At 63.7% G+C, this 19477-nt stretch carries 14 protein-coding genes and 1 pseudogene; 4 read left to right on the top strand and 11 right to left on the bottom strand.

Annotated features, from left to right (window positions below):
* Positions 1-5: 5 nt before the first annotated feature.
* Positions 6-1505 carry a Fe-S cluster assembly protein SufB gene (gene sufB, locus M622_RS27880; protein ID WP_021248909.1) on the bottom strand — a complete coding sequence of 500 codons (1500 nt, stop codon included), beginning with the start codon at positions 1503-1505 and terminating at the stop codon, positions 6-8.
* Positions 1506-1525: 20 nt separating this feature from the next.
* On the bottom strand, positions 1526-2017 hold the full coding sequence (locus M622_RS27875) for an SUF system Fe-S cluster assembly regulator (protein WP_021248908.1): 492 nt from the start codon (positions 2015-2017) through the stop codon (positions 1526-1528).
* Positions 2018-2175: 158 nt separating this feature from the next.
* Between M622_RS27875 and M622_RS27870 the strand changes: the two genes are divergently transcribed.
* Both M622_RS27870 and M622_RS27865 read left to right on the top strand, forming a co-directional pair.
* Positions 2176-2364, top strand: coding sequence for a hypothetical protein (locus M622_RS27870; protein WP_021248907.1), 189 nt, complete (start codon positions 2176-2178; stop codon positions 2362-2364).
* Positions 2357-2908 (top strand): sterol desaturase family protein, encoded by a 552-nt coding sequence (locus M622_RS27865; RefSeq protein WP_021248906.1) that lies wholly within the window; start codon positions 2357-2359, stop codon positions 2906-2908. Before M622_RS27870 ends, M622_RS27865 begins: the two co-directional genes overlap by 8 nt.
* Positions 2909-2943: 35 nt before the next feature.
* Here the strand turns inward: M622_RS27865 and M622_RS27860 are convergent, their stop codons facing one another.
* The 8 genes and pseudogenes from M622_RS27860 to M622_RS27835 all read right to left on the bottom strand — a co-directional run bounded on the left by M622_RS27860 (position 2944) and on the right by M622_RS27835 (position 8420).
* Positions 2944-3327 (bottom strand): DUF423 domain-containing protein, encoded by a 384-nt coding sequence (locus tag M622_RS27860; RefSeq protein ID WP_021248905.1) that lies wholly within the window; start codon positions 3325-3327, stop codon positions 2944-2946.
* Positions 3328-3395: 68 nt separating this feature from the next.
* On the bottom strand, positions 3396-4682 hold the full coding sequence (locus M622_RS27855) for an O-acetylhomoserine aminocarboxypropyltransferase/cysteine synthase family protein (RefSeq protein ID WP_021248904.1): 1287 nt from the start codon (positions 4680-4682) through the stop codon (positions 3396-3398).
* A gap of 84 nt (positions 4683-4766) precedes the next feature.
* Complete coding sequence (locus M622_RS27850; protein ID WP_021248903.1) at positions 4767-5999, bottom strand: MFS transporter; 1233 nt, start codon at positions 5997-5999, stop codon at positions 4767-4769.
* Between the two features lie 66 nt (positions 6000-6065).
* Positions 6066-6218, bottom strand: coding sequence for a hypothetical protein (locus M622_RS40125; protein WP_021248902.1), 153 nt, complete (start codon positions 6216-6218; stop codon positions 6066-6068).
* Positions 6219-6268: 50 nt separating this feature from the next.
* Positions 6269-6394 (bottom strand): annotated as a pseudogene (locus M622_RS40120) (arsenical-resistance protein); the annotation flags it as partial.
* A gap of 17 nt (positions 6395-6411) precedes the next feature.
* Entirely contained in the window at positions 6412-6729 is a 318-nt protein-coding gene (locus M622_RS27845) for a chaperone modulator CbpM (protein WP_031346625.1), read from the bottom strand.
* The gene (locus M622_RS27840; RefSeq protein ID WP_021248899.1) at positions 6726-7694 is read right to left on the bottom strand and encodes a DnaJ C-terminal domain-containing protein; all 969 of its coding nucleotides are present in this window, start codon (positions 7692-7694) and stop codon (positions 6726-6728) included. The genes M622_RS27845 and M622_RS27840 overlap by 4 nt, the downstream gene beginning before the upstream one ends.
* A 27-nt stretch (positions 7695-7721) precedes the next feature.
* A complete protein-coding gene (locus tag M622_RS27835) occupies positions 7722-8420 on the bottom strand; it encodes a VIT1/CCC1 transporter family protein (protein ID WP_021248898.1) in 699 nt (232 codons plus the stop codon).
* 440 nt (positions 8421-8860) lie between these two features.
* Between M622_RS27835 and M622_RS27830 the strand changes: the two genes are divergently transcribed.
* Complete coding sequence (locus M622_RS27830) at positions 8861-9907, top strand: extracellular catalytic domain type 1 short-chain-length polyhydroxyalkanoate depolymerase (RefSeq protein ID WP_021248897.1); 1047 nt, start codon at positions 8861-8863, stop codon at positions 9905-9907.
* Positions 9908-10060: 153 nt separating this feature from the next.
* Positions 10061-10255, top strand: a complete 195-nt coding sequence (locus M622_RS27825) for a hypothetical protein (protein WP_040830599.1) — start codon at positions 10061-10063, stop codon at positions 10253-10255.
* Positions 10256-10368: 113 nt separating this feature from the next.
* On the opposite strand, the gene M622_RS27820 is transcribed toward M622_RS27825, so the two are convergent.
* Positions 10369-19149, bottom strand: a complete 8781-nt coding sequence (locus M622_RS27820; RefSeq protein WP_031346622.1) for a glycoside hydrolase family 94 protein — start codon at positions 19147-19149, stop codon at positions 10369-10371.
* Positions 19150-19477: the final 328 nt, after the last annotated feature.

Raw genomic sequence — 19477 nt, 5'->3', positions numbered from 1 at the left:
GGTCCTTAACCGACGCTGCCTTCGAGGCTCACGCCCAATAGTTTCTGTGCTTCCACCGCGAACTCCATCGGCAGTTCCTTGAATACCTCGCGGCAGAAGCCATTGACGATCATCGACACCGCGTCTTCGGCACTGATGCCGCGCTGCATCGCATAGAAGAGCTGGTCCTCGCCGATGCGCGAGGTGGTGGCCTCGTGTTCGACATGGGCCGAGGGGTGACGTACTTCGATGGTGGGGAAGGTGTGCGCGGCACAGCGGTCGCCCACCAGCAGCGAATCACACTGGGTGTAGTTACGCGCGCCTTCGGCCCTGGGGGTCACCTTCACCAGGCCGCGGAAGGTGTTGCTGCCACGCCCGGCCGAGATCCCTTTCGACAGGATGGTGCTGCGCGTGTTGCGCCCCATGTGGATCATCTTGGTGCCGGTGTCGGCCTGCTGGCGGTGGTTGGTGAGCGCGACCGAATAGAAATCGCCCACCGAGTCGTCGCCGCGCAGGATCACGCTCGGATACTTCCACGTGATCGCCGAGCCGGTCTCCACCTGTGTCCAGGAAATGTGCGAGCGCGCGCCGCGACAGTCGCCGCGCTTGGTGACGAAGTTGTAGATGCCGCCCACGCCGTCCTTGTCGCCCGGATACCAGTTCTGCACGGTGGAATACTTGATCTTGGCGTCGTCGAGCGCGATCAGCTCCACCACTGCGGCGTGGAGCTGGTTTTCGTCGCGCATCGGCGCCGTACAGCCTTCGAGATAGCTCACCGATGCGCCTTCCTCGGCGATGATCAGGGTGCGTTCGAACTGGCCGGTGTCGCGCGCGTTGATGCGGAAGTAGGTGGACAGCTCCATCGGACACTTCACGCCCTTGGGGATGAAGACGAAGGAGCCGTCGGAGAACACCGCCGAGTTCAGCGCCGAATAAAAATTGTCGGCAGGCGGCACGACGGTGCCGAGGTACTTGCGCACCAGCTCCGGGTGGGTCTTCACCGCCTCCGAGAACGAGCAGAAGATGATGCCGTGCTCGCCCAGCTCCTTCTTGAAGGTGGTCGCGACCGACACCGAGTCGAACACCGCGTCCACCGCCACACCGGCCAGGCGCGCGCGCTCGTGGAGCGGAACGCCGAGCTTTTCGAAAGTGCGCAGCAGCTCGGGGTCGACCTCGTCCAGGCTCTTGGGGCCGTCCTTCTTCGACTTCGGCGCCGAGTAATAGACGATGTCCTGGAAGTCGATGGGCGGAAACTGCACCGCGGCCCACTTCGGCGGCGTCATCGTCAGCCAGCGCCGATAGGATTCGAGGCGCCACTCGAGCAGGAATTCGGGCTCGCCCTTGCGCGCCGAAATCTGGCGGATGACGTCTTCCGACAAGCCCTTGGGCAGGCTGTCGCTTTCCATCACGGTCTCGAAACCAGCGGTGTATTCCTGCTGCAGGAATGCGCCGATGGCGTCGTCGCTGGACGCAGGGGCCGGCGCTGGATCAAGTTTGGGGTCGAGGGTTGAGGTCTGTGCGTTCATGTCGGGTCCTCCTGTGGCTTTCAGCCGGGTTGACGGGCGAGACGGTCAGGGCCAGGAACACCTTGCTCGCCCGTTACCGGGATGTGTTCAAGTAATTGTGTGGCCAGGGGGGCGGGTGTCATTTCAGCGATGCTTACGGTCTGCAAGGCGTTACGTACCACCGCGTTGATGCGCAGCCAGCTGTCGCGGATGCGGCAGCGGCTCTCGAGAGTGCACACTCCGCTGTTTGCGCTGCACTCGGTGAGGCCGAAGGGCTGCTCCTCAAGCGCGTCGACGATGTCGGCGATGCTGATCTGTGCAGGTGGGCGTGATAGGCGATAACCTCCACGCGTGCCACGCTGGCTGACCACCAGCGCCGCACGCCCGAGCGCCTTGAGCACCTTGCTGACAGTGGCCAGCCCGAGCCCGAGCGCGTCGGCCAGCTCGGCCGCGCTCATCATGCGCTCAGGCGCGCTCGCCATGTGCGTCATGATCAGGGTGCCGTAGTCGGTGAGTTTGCTGATGCGAAGCATGTGGGGGTCTCCCCAATGTGTGTACAGCTAAAAAGTACTAAATTGGTACTGTATAGTCAAGCGCAAATTGCGGGATCGCCCGATGGCGGCTTTTTGCACGGACGTTCTATGATTGAAACAAGCCAGCGGATCAGCTCTGGTTGGGTGGGGGACGGAGATTGGAACTGACTGCCGGGCGGATTTACACGGTACGTCTTTGTAGCGGCGAGCTTCGGCGCTGGCGCTTCGACGGCCAGGACGGGCGGGGTTTCGCCTGGTGGCACGACGTGGACACGGGAATGGGCTTTTCAGAGGCCGGCTTGCTCTACGCCTGGGAACTGTTGCAAGAGGATGAGGACGGTGGCTGATCCGCGCTTGGTCCGTGTTGCATGGGCGTATCCGGCATCGCTCGTGGTACCGGTCGCCGGCCTGGGTGTGCTGATGCTGGCATGGCCGGCGGGCTTCGGCGTCGGCTGGGCGATGCTCATGGGGCTGGCGGGTCTGGTGGGCTGGACCCTGATCGAGTACTTGCTGCATCGCTTCATGCTGCACCGGGTGGAGCCGTTTCGCGCCTGGCACGTCGAGCACCACCGCCGCGCCGCCGACCCGATCCGTGTGCCCCTCAGCTTCAGCATTGCGCTGGTGCTGAGCATGATCGGCTTGCCCGCCGTGCTGTCCGGGTTCAACGGCTGGGCTGTGCCGTTTGCTATGGGCTTGTTGATCGGCAACGTACTGCAGGAATCGGTCCATGAGCGCCTGCACCGGCGCGAACCGGGCAGTCGCTGGCTGGTGAGCCTGCGTGCGCTCCATGGCTATCATCATTTCCAGGACGAGCAGCGCGCCTATGGCACGCTGACCGGTGTGTGGGATCGCTGCTTTGGCACCGCTCGTCCGCCTGCGTCCGAGCGCTAGATTCATTCGAGTGCTGGCGTTGGCGCCGGTACCTCTCAGACCGCGCGTGATGGGCTACGCAGCACTCGCCATGCCAGCACCAGCCAACCCGCAATCATCAGGCTGCCGCCTATCGGCGTGATCGCCCCCAGCCAGCGCGGGCCACCCAGGGCCATCGCATACAGCGTGCTCGCAAAGATGACCGTGCCGGTGGCGAGCAGCAGCGCGGGCAAGAGAGTGCGCGGCAGGCGCGCGGCGCCCAGCGCGATCAGGCCGATGGCGTGCCACATCTGGTACTGCACCGCGGTCTGCCACCAGGCCAGGGCGGTCTGGTCGAGCACGGCGCGCAAGCCGTGCGCCGCAAATGCGCCCAGCGCAACGCCAAGCGCGGCAAGTAAGGCGCCGGCAAGGAGGGCGAAGCGTGAGGAGTCTTTATGCATGGGATTCTTGTAAACGCAGTGGGGGGAACTGACCGAAGGCCTGTTCCCCCCACTTTTTTTCAACTTGATCAGACTGCAGCCAGCGCTTGCTCGATGTCCGCAATGATGTCGTCAATGTGCTCGATGCCGATCGACAGCCGCACCATGTCGGGTGTCACCCCCGCCTTGGCCATTTCCGCGGGCGAGAGCTGACGGTGGGTGGTCGACGCCGGATGGCAGGCCAGCGACTTGGCGTCGCCGATGTTGACCAGGCGCAGGATCAGCTGCAGGGCGTCCTGGAAGCGGCTGCCGGCTTCGATGCCGCCGGTGTCGCCCTCGCCCTTGACGCCGAAGGACAGAATGCCCGAAGCGTGGCCGCCCATGTATTTCTGCACCAGGCCGTGGTCGGCATGGTCGGGCAGGCCGGCGTAGTTCACCCAGGCCACCTTGTCATGTTGCTGCAGGTATTTCGCCACCGTCAGCGTGTTGGCGCAGATGCGGTCCATGCGCAGCGCCAGGGTCTCGATGCCTTGCAGGATGAGGAAGGCGTTGAGCGGCGAGAGCGCAGCGCCGGTGTTGCGCAGCGGCACCACGCGCGCGCGGCCGATGAAGGCTGCGGCACCGAGTGCCTCGGTGTAGACCACGCCGTGATAGGACACGTCGGGCTCGTTCAGGCGACGGAAGCGTGCCTTGTGCTCGGCCCACGGGAATTTGCCCGAATCCACGATGGCGCCGCCGAGCGAATTGCCATGGCCACCGAGGTACTTGGTCAGCGCGTGCACCACGATGTCGGCACCGTGCTCGAAGGGGCGGCACAAGTAAGGCGAGGCGACGGTGTTGTCCACGATGAGCGGCAGACCGGCCTTGTGCGCGATTTCGGCCAGACGGCCGATGTCGGTGACGTTGCCCAAGGGGTTGCCGATCGACTCGCAGTAGATGGCCTTGGTGCGCTCGTCGATGAGCTTGGCAAAGCTGTCCGGATCGCGGTAATCGGCGAAGCGCACCTCGATCCCGAACTGGGGGAAGGTGTGGGCGAACAGGTTGTAGGTGCCGCCGTACAGGGTCGACGCCGAGATGATGTTGTCGCCGGTCTCGGCGATGGTCTGGATGGCGTAGGTGATCGCCGACATGCCCGAAGCCACGGCCAGCGCGGCGATGCCGCCTTCCAGCTCGGCCACGCGCTGCTCGAGCACCGCGTTGGTCGGATTGGTGATGCGGGTGTAGATGTTGCCCGCCACCTTGAGGTCGAACAGGTCTGCGCCGTGCTGGGTGTCGTCGAAGGCGTAGGACGTGGTCTGGTAGATGGGCACCGCGGCCGACTTGGTGGTGGGGTCGGGTGAGTAGCCGCCGTGTACGGCAATGGTCTCGAGCTTCATATGGCAGGTTTCCCTCGGTGAATGTGGCGGCAAGTATAGCCAGCGCGAAGGCAATTCACATCCCTGCCCGTTGGAGCGGAGCGCTCATGAAGCGGCGGACTCCGGTTTGCCCGGCTGATTGAGACGCAACGGGATCAGCAGGACGCCAGCCGCCACGACGACCCCGCTGAAAACAAACAAGGTGAGCTTGAAGTCTCCGGACAGGTCGTACAGTCGGCCGGCGAGGGGGAAGGCGGGAAGGACACAAAGCGTCACCAGGGGGCCGATCAAGCCCATGGCGCGCCCGTAACTGGCCAGCCCGAACAGGTTCGCCATGAGCGCCCCCCACACCGGCATCATGCCACCGGAAGCCAGGCCCAACAGCAGACCTGAGGTGAGCATCAAGGCGTAGGGCAGGTCGGAGGCGAGCAGGATGAAGCTCATCAAGACAAATAGCTGAGCAACCCAAAGGCTGACTTTGAGGCTGAACCGATCGGCCGCCATGCCGAACAGGAGTTTGCCGAGCATGCCGCCGATCGCCACCACCATGATCAGCCGGGAGGCTTGCAGCTCGTCATAGCCGAGCTGGGTGGCGTACGGCGTCAGATTGGACAACATCGCGGTGTAGGCGCCGAACAGCAAGCCCAGGGACAGGCCCAGCCACCAGAAATCGGGCTTGCGAAGGATCTGGCCCAATGACAACAATTTTCCGATGTCCGCCATGGTGCCGGAGGTGGCGGGTGAAGGCTCGGCGCTACGGCCCACGTCGACCGGCCAGCTGCGGATCGTCAACAGCACCACAGGCAACACGCCGAACACCAGCAGCAGGGAGAGATTGAGCAGGGTGCCCCGCCAGCCGTACTCAGGCAGCCAGAATGCAACCAGCACGGGAATGAGGGCGCCGCCCGCGGAGGTACCGATTGCGGAAATGCCCAGAGCCTTGCCTCGATTCACCGTAAACCAGCGTGAAACCACAGTGGAGCAAATGAGGGCACCGGCAAAGGAGTGCGCGATCGCCATGGTGAAGCCGAAGGCGAGGATGTACTGCGTCATGGTCTGCGTGTTCGCGATCAAGGCCAGGCCTGCAGCGAACAGCAAGACGCCGACGATCATCACCTTGCGCAAGGAGACTCTGTCGATGAGCGTGCCTGCCAGTGGCATGGCGAAGAGACCGAGGAAAGTACCCAGGGTCAGGCTGTACATCACCTCCTCTACGCGCACGCCGAAAGTCTCCTGCACCGGCTGCGTCAGCAGGCTGACCGAAAACGTAAAGATGCCGATTACAAACGCTTGCGAGACAAAGCTGCCCCCTACGACACGCCAACCATAGAACATCATGAACTCCCTTGATTCATTGATAGCTGGATTTAATCGGTCAACGCTACAGGAGTTTCTTGAATAATGTTACTTCCCTATGCGGCGCAGCGCTGGGGGCGGCGTTGTCGGGCGCGGCCGTTTGGTGTCCGGCAGCGCGAACAGCGCGCCGTCTACCTTGGGTAGGTCGGGGGTGAGCAAGACGTCATGGCGTGGCTGATCGAGCGCTGTGCTGCCGCTCATGGCCGTTTTCATTCAAGTGCCGCGTGCTTACTGGCCGGGCGCGGAAACCAGTTGACCTGGGCGAACTCCAGCCCCACGATCGCCTGGAAGGCTCCGGGCGCCGCCAGGCCGAGGCCGACGCCGGCGAGGATCCCCAGCCCGACCCGTACCGTCAGGAAGCGCTCGAACAGTCCCATCTCGGGCCGTTCGCGCGTCAGCGCAGCCCGGCACGCTGTAGGCGTGACTGCAGGGCGGCAATTTCATCGAGCAGATCGAGGACGATGCCCACACCCTGGGCGTTGACCTCCATATCGCGGGCAAGCCAGCGCGCCTGCTGCGCGCGTCGCAGTGACTCGCCGCTGAAGCGCCAGTCCTCGGGGGTCTGGCCACTGGGTGTCAGCACGCCCTCGTAGACCCACGCGCTCACATACTCCGCGGGTGCATTGCAGGCCTGGCAAAGCTCGACCAGGGTGAGCTGGATTTCCTCTTCGACGATCAGCGTCGACATGTTCCGGGTGCTGTGTGTGCTCATCTGGGATCAACCTTTCGCGAGGGTGCGGGGGTAGCGCGAGGATCGAAATGGAAGGCATTGGCAAAGGCGCGATAGGCGGCCTTGTCGGCGTCAGTCAGCGCCGGGGGCAGGACAATCGCCAGCACAAAATAGAAATCGCCAGCAGGTTTACCCGGGATGCCTTTGCCGCGCAGGCGCAATTGGCGCCCTGCGGCCGAACGTTCCGGAACGGTGACTTGAACCGGACCTTCCGGAGTCGGCAGGTTCAGGGAGCAGCCGAGTGCCGCCTCCCAGGGTGCCAGCGGCAGGTTCGCGAACACATCGCGCCCCTCCACGTGGTAATGCGGGTGCGGGTTGAAGCCGATCTCCAGGAACAGATCGCCCGCCGGCCCGCCCCCAAGGCCAGGTTCGCCCTGGCCCGCGAGGCGCAGGTGTTGACCGGCGCGAATGCCTTTGGGAATGGTGATGTCCAGCGTGCGTGACTGCAGCACGAGCTGTCCTCTGGCGTCGAGCGCCGGCATGCGCAGGGAGATGCTGCGTTGGGCGCCGTGGTAGGCGTCTTCCAGATCGATCAAGACCTTGGCGTGATGGTCCTGACCACGGTGTGCATGGCTGCGATCAGGACCACGATAGTGCTGCTCCGCCCGCGCCCGGCGGCCGAACAAGGCTTCGAAGAAGTCGCTGGCGTCCAGGCCGTCGTCGGCACCCGCGCCACGGAACTCGAACCCCGCGTCCCAGCCCGGCGGCGGCTGGAAGTCCTGTCCGGCTTTCCAGTTCTGCCCCACCTGATCGTAGGCGGCGCGCTTTTCGGGGTCTTTCAACACCGCGTAGGCTTCGCCGAGCTCCTTGAAGCGCGCTTCGGCGTCCGCATCCTTGCTTACGTCCGGATGGTGCTTGCGCGCCAGCTTGCGGTAGGCGCGCTTGATCTCGTCCTGGGTCGCGCTGCGCGGGACACCGAGGATTGCGTAATAGTCCTGGAATTTCATGGTTCGAGCTCGGATCCCTTCGTTGCGTCAGACGATGGTACCAAACAGCGCGCCAACACCGGCGGTGATGGCCATGGCCAGAGCGCCCCAGAAGCCCACCCTCAGGGATGCGCGCAGCACCGGGGCGCCCCCGGTGTGGGCCGCCAGGGCGCCCAGGGCGGTGAGCACGAGCAGGGAGCTGACCGCCACTACCGGGATGAGCTGCGCCTGCGGACTTGCGACCGCCGCCACAAGAGGCAGCGCTGCACCCGCGGCGAAGCTCGCTGCCGAGGCCCACGCTGCCTGTATGGGATTGGCACGCAGGGCGACACTGATGCCGAGTTCGTCGCGGGCATGGGCGCCGAGGGCGTCGTGCTCCATCAGCTGTCGTGCCACCTGTGTCGCCAGATCGGCGGACAAGCCACGCTTGACGTAGATGGTGGCCAGTTCCTGCTGTTCCAGGACGGGTTGCGCCGCCAGCTCGGCACGCTCGCGCGCCAGATCGGCCTCTTCAGTGTCGGACTGAGAGCTGACCGATACGTATTCGCCCGCGGCCATGGACATCGCGCCCGCCACCAGCCCGGCCACCCCCGCCACCAACAGTGCGCTGCGCTCACCCTGGCCCGCTGCGACGCCTATCATCAGACTGGCGGTGGACACGATGCCGTCGTTGGCACCCAGCACGGCCGCGCGCAACCAGCCGATGCGTTCGGTGTAATGCGATTCGCGATGATGGGTGCGTGCCATGAGAGTTCGAAGAAGATGCGGAGGGTGCGCTCCGGCCGCAGGCGGCGCCGTGGTTTGAGCATAGGCCGTTCCCGTCGCGGGCGCCACGGTATAGGCGCGGTGAGTGATAGGTGTGGGGAGGAGCACACTGGCAAGGCAAGGCAGCTCGAAGTATTGCGTGCCTTAAGTACGCCAGCACGATTGGGCAGGCCGCGACTGCCGTCACTGAAACACGGCGTGAAGGCCTACAGACCAGGACCTTTTGTGCGGCCATACTCGCGTGGTGAAATTTCGCACGCGGTGCGAAAGCACTGATGCACGGGGGCAGCGCATTGCGGATCACGGCAGCCATGAAAGCGCCCGCAACAAGCTCGTGTCACGCACAAGCTGAAGGATTTTTCAAATTGGCCAGACGAAAGCTCGGTTCCACCTTGAGCAGGATTGTTTCCCGCAATATCGGCATGATGACCGACAGAACCCTGCGTGCGGGCAATCGCGCGCTGGTCGCAGCGCTCAAGCCTGCGACCGAAAAGCGCAAGCCGCCGCCCGGGGCAGGCGACTGGCTGCAGGGGGTTGTCGTCAGCCCCACCGGAGCGTGCAACTACCGCGTCTATCGGCCGCTGGGCCTCAAGGCGGGAGAGCATCTGCCACTGATGGTGATGCTGCACGGTTGCGGGCAGGACGCGAAAAGTTTTGCCATGAGCACACGCATGAACCAGGTCGCGACGCGTGAGCGTTTTCTGGTGCTCTACCCCGAGCAGAGCCATCTGGCCAATGCTCAGGGTTGCTGGAACTGGTACGACACGCGCTCCGGTCGTGCCTATGCAGAAGCGGCGCTGATTGATCAGGCCGTCGAGCAGGTGTGCCGACTCTATCCGGTGGATCGCGCCCGCATTGCGGTAGCGGGGCTCTCGGCCGGTGCCAGCATGGCGGCGCTGCTGGCGACGCGGCACCCCGAACGTTTCAAGGCAGTCATCATGCATTCGGGAATTCCCCCCGGCCTTGCCCATTCCTCGCTTTCGGCGATGGGTGCGATGAATGGCCGGGGTAACGCCCGTAACGCTCGGACCGCTGACGCTGCCCCCGCCCGTGGCACACTGGCCACGCTCGCCAATATCGGGGCCTCCTGGCCACCCTTGCTGGTTATTCATGGTGGCCTGGACGGCGTGGTGGCAAGCAGCAATGGCCAGGCGGCGGCGCGGGCCTGGGCTGACGCGGCCGGTGCCCGTAAAGGTGTGGTGCGTCGGGTACAGCGCGGCAAACGTTATGCCATGGACGTGACCGACTACAAGCGCGGCCGCGCCCTGGTCGCGACCCTGGTCGAGGTAGGTCCGCTCGGCCATGCGTGGAGCGGCGGCGCGGCTCAGCTGCGCTTCAGCAATCCCAACGGACCCGATGCGTCGCGCATGGCGTGGTCTTTCGCTACCAAGCAGTTTCGCCTGCAGGAGTCTGCGCCACGCCTGACGACCGTGCGCAGCAAAGTGCCGGTGGTGCGCAAGAGCGGCTGATAGGCTGTGGCGTATAGCCATGGCACAAGGCCGAGTTGCAGGGTGCGTAAGGTATTGACCGTATGTTCGTGCGCTGACAGACAGACCGTCCATGAGGCAGGTGTTCAAAATTTACCAAGGCGTCCGCGTTGGGCGCACTACCAAGGGGGGAAGATGATGAAACACGCAAAGATATTGGGTATGGCCTTGTTCGCGACCGCCATGTTCGTGGCACTGCCTGGCTGCGAGAAGGAAGGTCCGGCAGAGCGTGCCGGCAAAGCCGTGGACAAGACCGTGGATCAGGCCGGAGAGAAGATCGAACAGGCCGGCAAAGACATCCAGGACGCTGCAAAGGACGCTACCAAGTAATCTGCCTTGATCGTACGGACAGGGGGCGCCGTGTGAGTGCACGCGGCGCCCCCGTCCGTTTCTACCGCAGTGTTGATCGCCCCAGGACCGAGCGACTGCAAACATTGCTGCAGTCACTTGCCTGAGTTTGCAACGGTAATTTCCAGCTGATGCTCCACGCGGTCGTCCACTAATGGGATTGCGTCATCGTGCAGCTCGATACCATCAAGCGTGATGCAGGCGCGCTCATCCGCAGCGTGCTTGATGGTGATGTGGTACAGGGTCGATTGATAACGATAGCGGATACGGATTTCCGGCCAGTCTGCGGGCAGGCAGGGTGAGAAGCGCAGTGCATTGTCTTGCAGCTGCAAGCCCAGCAGCGACTCGAGCAGCAGTCGGTACATCCAGCCTGCGGATCCGGTGTACCACGACCAGCCGCCACGACCGGTATGTGGCGCCATCGCATACACATCGGCAGCCATCACATAGGGTTCGGCCTTGTACACCGCGACGCCGGCGGCGGAGCGGGTGTGATTGACCGGGTTGATCATGCTCGCCAGCTCCCATGCCTTTGCGGTGTCGCCGAGGGTGGTGAAGGCCATGGCGGTCCAGATGGCGGCGTGCGTGTATTGCCCGCCGTTTTCCCGCACCCCCGGTACATAGCCGCGGATGTAGCCGGGATCGAGTCTGGCCTTGTCGAACGGTGGATCAAGCAACTGGATGAGGCCGGCCTGGCGGCGTACGAGTTGTTCGTCTACCGCTTGCATGGCCTGCTGCGCACGCTCTGATCCCGCCAGTCCGGAGAGCACAGCCCAGCTCTGCGAGATGGAATCGATGCGGCATTCTTCATTGGCGCTCGAGCCCAGTGCGGTGCCGTCGTCGAAGTAGGCGCGCCGATACCAGGCGCCATCCCAGCCGTGATCTTCGACGTTCCGGCGCAGCCGCTCGGCTTGATCGTGACAGCTGTGGGCAAAGTTCGGGTCGCCGTGGCGCAGCGCCAGATCACTGAACTTGCCGAGAATCTCGTAAAGAAAGAAGCCCAGCCACACGCTTTCGCCGCGGCCCTGGATACCGACCCGGTTCATGCCGTCGTTCCAGTCGCCCGAACCCATCAAGGGCAGTCCACGCGCACCGAAACGCAAGCCATGCTCGATGGCACGCACACAGTGCTGGTAAAGGCTTGCGGTCTCGGTGGAGCGAATCGGCAGATCGTAATAGGAGTCCTCCTCGAGGTTGAGCGGACGACCTTCGAGAAAGGCGACCCCTTCGTCCAGCATCGCCGTGTCGCCGGTGGCGTGCACGTAACGGCAGACCGCAAGGGGCAGCCACAGGTAGTCGTCCGAGCACTGGGTGCGAACGCCGCGGCCCGATGGCGGGTGCCACCAGTGCTGAACATCACCTTCGACGAACTGACGGCTGGCGCAAAGCAGCAATTGGGTGCGCAGCAGCCCCGGTTCAGCATGAACCAGGGTCATCGCGTCCTGCAGCTGATCGCGAAATCCGAAAGCGCCGCCTGACTGGTAGTAGCCGCTACGTGCCCAGAGCCGGCTGGCCAGGGTCTGGTACATGAGCCAGCCGTTGACCAGTACGTCGAGCGCTGGGTCCGGCGTTTCGACCTGCACTGCCCCCAAGGTGTGCGTCCAGTACTTCTCCACCTCGGTCAGTGCCATGCGCGCTCCCTGCGAACCACGGAAACGCTGGATCAATTGGCTGGCCTCGTCCACCTCGCGCCCAAGCCCCAGACGGAAGATGATTTCGCGCTCTTCGCCAGGCGGTAGATCGTGCACCACTTGAATCGCAGCGCAGGGGTCCAGTCCTGCACCCACTCGGCCGGAGAGCCGGCTGCGCTTCATGGCCGCAGGATTGTTGAGCGAGCCATTGCGCCCGATGAACTCGTTGCGATCACCCGTCAGCGTGCGCGTCGGCTCATCACAGTCAAGAAAAGCGACATGGGCAGAGAAGTCGGCGCTGTAGGGGTTCCGGCCCAGGAGTGCGCCGCTGCCGGCGGCGACTTCGGTGTGGATGTGCATGGCGGTTTTGGCGCGCAGATCGCCCAGCACCCACTCGACATAGGCGGTGGCCGATATCTTGCGCGCTCGCCCGGAGACATTGCTCAATTTCAGAACCGAGAATTTGATCGGGGCGTCGATGGCGACATAAACCTGTAGTTCGGAGCGTATTCCGTCCACGCAGGTTTCGAAGCGGCTGCTACCGAAACCATGGCGTACCAGGTAGGGAGCCTCGGCGCGCATCGGTAAGGGGGTGGGCGACCAGACATGTCCGCTGTCCTCGTCGCGCACATAGATGGCTTCGCCACTGTCGTCGCCGATCGGATCGTTGGACCAGGGTGTGAGACGGAATTCGTGCGCGTTGTCGCTCCAGGTATAGGCGCTGCCGTTTTCCGAGATCACCGTGCCGAACTGAGGATTGGCCAGTACGTTGGCCCAGGGCAGGGGCGTTGACTGAGCGGACTCCAGCTCGATGATGTATTCCCGACCGTCGGCGGAGAAGCCGCCAAGTCCGTTGTAGAACTGCAGATCGAGGCTGCTTGCGCGGGTCGCCGGTGAGGTTTGGGGGTGGCGTTGCCGGCTTGGGACCAGGGGCGGCATGCGCGCTTCGGCGGGCGGGCGCGCGTCAAGCTGTTCGGCCAGCGTTCCGCGGCAATCGGTGATCACCGCGCGCGCCACCGATTGCAGCAGGATGCGGTCCTCATTGGAGATCTGTTCGGCCAGACGGACAAAGACGCCACCCGGACGGTCGATGATGCTGCCCCCTATTCCCGAGGCAACCAAGCCCATGATTTCGTCCTGCAGGCGTTGCCGGTAGCCGGCGTGATCTTCGTTCCAGATCACCAGATCCACCGCCAGCCCTTTCAAGCGCCAGTAGGCGTGGGCTTGCACCAGTTGGCGAACGAGGTCGATATTGGCGGCATTGCCGATCTGCAGCAGCACGATGGGCAAATCGCCGGAAATGGCATAACCCCAGAGACCGGACTGGCCACGCAGGTTCTTGAGCAGCACTTTCGAATCAGCGCGCTGAATTGGATTGGCGTACACGACCGCAGCGGCCAGGCGTGCATAGAGTTGAGCGTCGGCCTCGCTGGCATTGATCTGGTGCAATTCGATCTGGCTGTGAGTCCAGCTCAGCTCGAAGACGCGATCGGCCAGGTGTCTGTCCTGGTATTTCTCCACCAGGCCGAGGGCTTGGGCACGGGTTTCGGCCATGCCTGTCACCATGTCGATGGTCACCGACTGCTCGGGTTCGAGCACGATGTGGTGGCGGATGGCGACAATCGGATCAAGCACCGAACCGTCGGTGCCCGACAGCGCACCGGGTTCGTCCATCGCCCGTGGTGCGCGGCTGCTGTGGCCACGGCCGATGAAACGCGCCCGGTCGGTTTGCGCAGAAACGGCAAGCGACATGGCCCCATGTACCGTCACCAGGTGCAGCATCCACGGCACCTGCTCGGCAGCAGAGCGCGGTCGACGGGTGCACAGCACGGCATTGCGCGCCGCAAGGATTTCAGTCTGCACGAACAGCTTGCTGAAGGCGGGGTGGATGTCGTCAGCGGCTGGGGGCGCAATCGCCACTTCCGCGTAACTGGTGATTTCGATCGCACGGCGCTGTTGCGAGCGGTTGGTGATCTTGGTGCGGCGTAGCTCGATGTCGTCCTCGGGGGAGACGACGATCTCGGTATGGGTCTCGAATGTGCCAGCCGCGCCGTCCAGCGCGTCGTGGCGGCGGAACTCTGCGCGCCCCTCGGAGAAGATCGCCTCGTAGTGCTCCGGGCGCTTGAGCGTCGGCTGGTAGGCGGTGGACCATACGGTGGCGCTGGCCAGATCACGGATGTAGCAAAAGCTGCCCCAGTTGTCGCGGGTGCTGTCTTCGCGCCAGCGCGTGACCGCGAGATCGTTCCAGCGGCTATAGCCGCCGCCCGCATTGCTCACCATGACGTGGTAACGCCCGTTGGACAGCAGCTGCACTTCCGGGGTCGGGGTGTGCGGGCTGTTGAAGACACGGATCGAGGTCTCGGCAATCGTCGACGCCAAACGCGCATCGACCAGTTCTGCCGTGTGTGAAAACAGGGTCGTGGCTTTGGGAATGCGCTCCTGGAGCAAGGGCAGGATGGCCTGGAGGTGGCGGTCGGCGACGAATCGGCGCTGCATGGGCTGGTCGAGCAGCAAGTGGGTCAGCGCCAGCAGGCTCATGCCCTGATGGTGAGCCATGAAGGAACGCACGATGGCGTGCGGCTGGCCGCGGCGCTGGCGCGCGGGTGTAAAGTCGATCGCTTCATAGAAGCCGTAGCGGCCGACAAAGCCTGCGGCAGACATGCGCTGCAGGTTTGCGCAAGCGGCTTCAGGCGCCACCATCAGAGCCAACGCCGAGGCATAGGGTGCAATCACCAGGTCGTCGGCCAGGCCGCGCTTGAGGCCGAGTCCGGGCACGCCGAAAGCGCGGTACTGGTAGTTGAAGTGGACGTCAACGGTGTTGTAAGCGGATTCGGAAATCCCCCACGGCACGCCGCGCTGCCTGCCGTATTCGATCTGACGTGCCACCGCGGCCTTGCAGGTCTGATCGAGCAAGGTGTTTTCGTAGTTGGGCATGACCAGCATTGGCATCAGATACTCGAACATCGACCCGCTCCACGACAGCAGGGCTGGCTCGCCCCCGGTGCCGGTGAGCAGCCTGCCGAGCGAGAACCAACTGTCCTGTGGCAAGGCCCTCTGGGCGATGGCAACGAAATTGCACAAGCGCGCTTCCGAGGCCAGCAGGTCGTAGTAGCTGGTATCGACACGGTGCGCGCCGACGTTGTAGCCGATGCTCAACAGGTGCCGATCCTCGTCGAACAGGAAGTCGTAATCCATCTGCGCAAATTCGCCGGATTGGTGGGCAAGCGCATCGATCAGGCCCAGCCGCTGGGCGGCACGTTCACCCGCGGTCACGAGGTGGCTGGACAGTTCAGTCAGCCAATCGTGTTGCTCCGCATTCAATGGTTTTGACAGCAGCGCTTCAATCTCCGGACAAGGCTCACTGGCCAATCTGCTCAGGCTGCGCAGACTTGGGATGGCGGCTTTGTGACTGATCTCGGCAATGACCCCCAGCCCTGCGGGCGGCGGTGGCAGCGTCAGCCAGGGGCTGAGGTAAAGCAGTTCGTCGCGCGCCTGTGCTACCTGGCGGGCGAGCGCCCGCGTCCATTTCAGACCCTCGCTCTTGGGGCTGGTCTCATCAACCAAGGGCTGGGTGACTTGCACCTCGGCCAGCAAGGCGTCGGCAGCTTCGCCCAGTTGTTGCAATAGTCGGTATAGGGCTTGGCTGCCCACTGGTGGCTCGAGCGTCGCTGCATCAAACGCCTTGCGAAAGACCGCCAGCGTACCGGCGTGTTCTTGTGCCGAAGTCTCGGCAACGAGTCCGAGCGTGTCATTGATGCCGGACAGCAAGTTCGCTTGATAGATCGGTGCGTCGGCCAGCTCGAGCAAGCCGACGCGCAGGGTGAGAAGATGCCCGGCCAGATTGCCGCTATCGACCGTGGATACGTACGCGGGCGGCAGGATTTGCAGAGTCCGGGTGTCGTACCAGTTGTAGAAATGACCGCGGTAGCGCTCCAGGCTCGCCATGGTTTGCAAGGTGTTCGCGGTTCGTTCAAGCAGTTTACCGCTTGGGATATAGGCAAAATCCCAGGCACTCAGGTTGGCCAGCAGGGCCACACCGATATTGGTCGGCGATGTGCGGTGGGCGATCGCGGCGCCGCGGTATTCCTGATAATTGTCCGGCGCCAGCCAGTGATCGGCCGGGCCGACGAAATGTTCGAAAAAAGCCCAGGTCCGGCGGGCGATCCGGCGCAGGAAGAGGACCTGCTCGACCGTGATGCTGGCCTTGATGGCGGGCAGCGCTCGACTGAGCCACCAGGCGGCAAACGGCGACGCCAGCCAGAGCAGCAGAAGCGGCCCGGCGCGCAGCAGCATTTCCGGGCTGGCTACGGCCAGCCAGCCGCCCAGCGCGAGCGCCAGCAGCGGTCCGATCCACATCGTGAGCAGGCAGGCGGCCAATTCACTACGTCGCGCCATGGCCAGTTGTCGCTCGACTTCGCTCGACGGATTCCATTCGAGTAGATAGCGACGAGAAACCAGCACACGCCAGGTCGTACGCACGATGGCATTGAGGCTGAAGTAGGCCTCATAGGGCAGGCAGGCCAGCTCGAAGCCCAACTGGCGCGTGTGACGCCAGGCCGAATCGGCTACTGCGGCCAGATGCTGGCGCCACAGGAGTTCATCGGGTTTGCGGCAGGCGTCAAGCCAAATGGCGAACACGGGCGAAAGGATGAGGATGCCGAGCATCGCCGCCGTCCAACCGTCCACACTGGCCAGCACGGTCCAGCCCAGGATCAGCAGGGCGGTCAGCGCAGCCGGAACCAGGCTGCGTCGCAGGTTATCGAGCAGCTTCCATTGCGACAGCACCGATAGCGGATTGCGGTGTTTGCACTTGCCTTCGCCGGGCACGCGGCGGAACAGCCAATCGGCGAGCTGCCAGTCGCCGCGCATCCAGCGCTGGCGACGGATCACGTCAGCGCGGTAGCTGGCGGGACAATCCTCGTACAGTTGTACGTCGCTGAGCAGGCCGGCTCTGGCGTAGCAGCCTTCGAGCAGATCATGGCTGAGAACACGGTTTTCCGGAAAGCAGGTGCCCATGGCGCGATCGAAGGCTTCGATGTCATAGATGCCCTTGCCGATGAAGGAGCCTTCGCCGAAGAGATCCTGATAAACGTCCGACACGACGCGGGTATACGGATCGATTCCAGCGTCCCCGCTGTAGAGCCGAGCCAACCGCGAGCGCTGGCTGCTCGGCAGGCTGATCGCGACCCGCGGCTGCAGGATGCCGTAACCGCTCACAACCCGTTTCAGGCTGGCGTCGAAGCGGGGGCGATTGAGCGGATGCGCCATCGTGCCGATGAGTTGTCGCGCGACATCACGCGGCAACTGGGTGTCGGTATCGAGGGTGATGACGTAACGGACGCCGTGCAGACAGCTCGTTTCGCCAACAATGTGCGAAAAACCCTCGGCCTGGCCCTTGAGCAGCAGCGCGTTCAGATCGGCGAGCTTGCCGCGCTTGCGCTCATGGCCCATCCACAAGCCTTCTTGCGGATTCCAGCGCCGTGGGCGGTGGAGAAGGAAGAACACCCCTCCCGTGGTGAAGCCGTTTTTGGTCCCGAACTTTGCATTCAGTTCATCGATGCTTGCACTGGCCAACTGCAGCAGGGCCGCGTCGCTCGGGAGCGTTTCCGTGTCGGCATCGAGAAAGTCAGTCAGCAACGCAAAATGCAGGGAGGGGTCGCGATTGGCCAGGAAGCGCACCTCCAGGGCCTCGACCAGGTTTTCTATGGCCGCTGCGCTGCTCAGCATGGTGGGCACGACGACCAAGGTGCGCGAGTCGGGTGGAATGCCTTTGGAGAAGTCCATCTTGGGCAGTGCGTCCGGCACGACCGCCAGGCTGGCCAGCCAGTTGAGCACGGAGACCGCCAGTTGACTGGTCGCCAGCAACACCAGTGCCGTCAGTAAAATCATCGCCCACAGCGGCAGTCCGACCGCAATGGTGGGCGCGATCAGGTAAGCAGTGAGCAGGGCGGTGATGATGCCGATGCTGCCGAGGTAGATCAGAAGCGGCTTGCGGCCCGCTGCACGGCGCACACGGTCGTGAAAGGAATGACGCAGCTTCAGCGTGCTTTCGAGCACGGGCAGGCCGGGGCCGATCAGATAAAAGCCGACGTGTTCAGCCGGCCCACCGCCGCGCTCAGCACCCGTGCGCGCCAGTTCCAGCGCTCTGGCCGCCAGTGATCGTTCACACAGCTCGGTTTTTCGCGTAAGTGCTTCGATCGCATGGCGATAACGGTCACGCGTGGCGAAATCCATGGCGCCATAGACACCGGCGGGGTCGCCAAGCAGCGTCTGTTCGACAATGCTCTGGGTTTCGACAAAGGTCTTCCAGTCCATCGCGTTGATGACGCGCAAACTGCCGATACTGTTGCTGACCGAGACCTGATAGGCCGCCTGGATCTGGTTTTCAGTCTGTACCATCTGGCTGACGGTCAGGCCGGACTCGGCCAGATGTTGTTCGATCCAGGTCAATGGCAGCGCCAGCGCCGGGCCACGACCCTGCAGACGACGGGCCAGTTCGGCGACGAAAGCGCTACCCATGGGCGGCTTCGAGCGCGCCATGTCGGCGATGGTCAGAATCAGACTCTTGGGATCGTGTTCGGCGGTCTCGATCATGCGCTCCGCCCACAGCTCGGCGAGCTTGCGTTCATCCCAGGCCGCTGCGATGCGTATGCCCACCCGGCGCAGGTTCTCGATCACGGCCAGGCGCAGCATGATCGGGATCGCCCACAGCTCGCCCAAACGCAGGTCGGTGACGGTCTGATAGGCCGCCACGAAGCGCCTCAAGGTCTCCGGATCGACGCGCCCATCGCCATGCGCAACGGTTTCCAGCGCGATGTCGTAAACACGCGGAAGGCCAGCCGACGGGCCGTTGGACAGCCGCGGCAGTTCCCGGCTATACCCTTTGGGCAAGTGCCGTTTCGTTGTCCGGATCTCCTCCTCGATCAAGTAGAAGTTGTCGAGCAGCCAGTCACCGGCGGGCGTGATCCGACGCTTGTCGGTGACAAGGGAAGTCAAGCGGCGGCAAACGTCGACCAGGACCTGTTCGTTGTCAGCCAGACGAAGGAGCAGACGATCGGCGACCGCGTTGGGGACAAGACGGTGCGACGCAGCCAACGCCTTGCCGTGTTGCGCCATCTGGTCGGCACTGTACAAGGCGGCCCGCAGCGGGGCTTCTTCAGGTGGCGGCGTTGCCAACCAGCCAGCCTTGCGACGGCCCTTGAGCAACTGGCTGAAAGACTCCGTAAGCGACTTGCCGGGTTTCAAATTGAGTGCCCATTCCAGAAACAAAAACTTTCACAACGCCGAGCGCATTGCGAAATTGGCAACATCCAAAATGCCCACCAGTTGATTCATGGCGGGCTTTCCTGAGAGGAAGTCCGAACTTTTCTGCTTGCTGGGCCGCTGCTGCGCGAATGTTCGAAAGCCCCCTCGTTCAGCCTAGTCAACCATGACAGCGGCGTCTATGTGCTGGAGCACATAGGCATGTTGGCCGCTAGTGCGCCCATGACTGCCTGGGTGCCCAAGCACGGAGTCGGCTGATCTACATCACGGATGGCCAGGTGGGGCTCTATCGTGTTCGGCTGCCATCCGG

Origin of the sequence: Thauera terpenica 58Eu, assembly GCF_000443165.1 — a bacterium.
Classification (GTDB): Bacteria; Pseudomonadota; Gammaproteobacteria; order Burkholderiales; family Rhodocyclaceae; genus Thauera; species Thauera terpenica.
The sequence above is the reverse complement of the archived record's forward strand: the minus strand, read 5'-3'. Positions and strand labels throughout refer to the sequence as shown.

Excerpts from the sequence above, each read along its gene's own strand:
- sufB (WP_021248909.1), bottom strand. The coding sequence starts at position 1,505 with ATGAACGCACAGACCTCAACCCTCGACCCCAAACTTGATCCAGCGCCG.
- M622_RS27875 (WP_021248908.1), bottom strand. The coding sequence starts at position 2,017 with ATGCTTCGCATCAGCAAACTCACCGACTACGGCACCCTGATCATGACG.
- M622_RS27860 (WP_021248905.1), bottom strand. The coding sequence starts at position 3,327 with ATGCATAAAGACTCCTCACGCTTCGCCCTCCTTGCCGGCGCCTTACTT.
- M622_RS27855 (WP_021248904.1), bottom strand. The coding sequence starts at position 4,682 with ATGAAGCTCGAGACCATTGCCGTACACGGCGGCTACTCACCCGACCCC.
- M622_RS27850 (WP_021248903.1), bottom strand. The coding sequence starts at position 5,999 with ATGATGTTCTATGGTTGGCGTGTCGTAGGGGGCAGCTTTGTCTCGCAA.
- M622_RS40125 (WP_021248902.1), bottom strand. The coding sequence starts at position 6,218 with ATGAGCGGCAGCACAGCGCTCGATCAGCCACGCCATGACGTCTTGCTC.
- M622_RS27845 (WP_031346625.1), bottom strand. The coding sequence starts at position 6,729 with ATGAGCACACACAGCACCCGGAACATGTCGACGCTGATCGTCGAAGAG.
- M622_RS27840 (WP_021248899.1), bottom strand. The coding sequence starts at position 7,694 with ATGAAATTCCAGGACTATTACGCAATCCTCGGTGTCCCGCGCAGCGCG.
- M622_RS27835 (WP_021248898.1), bottom strand. The coding sequence starts at position 8,420 with ATGGCACGCACCCATCATCGCGAATCGCATTACACCGAACGCATCGGC.
- M622_RS27830 (WP_021248897.1), top strand. The coding sequence starts at position 8,861 with ATGATGACCGACAGAACCCTGCGTGCGGGCAATCGCGCGCTGGTCGCA.
- M622_RS27825 (WP_040830599.1), top strand. The coding sequence starts at position 10,061 with ATGATGAAACACGCAAAGATATTGGGTATGGCCTTGTTCGCGACCGCC.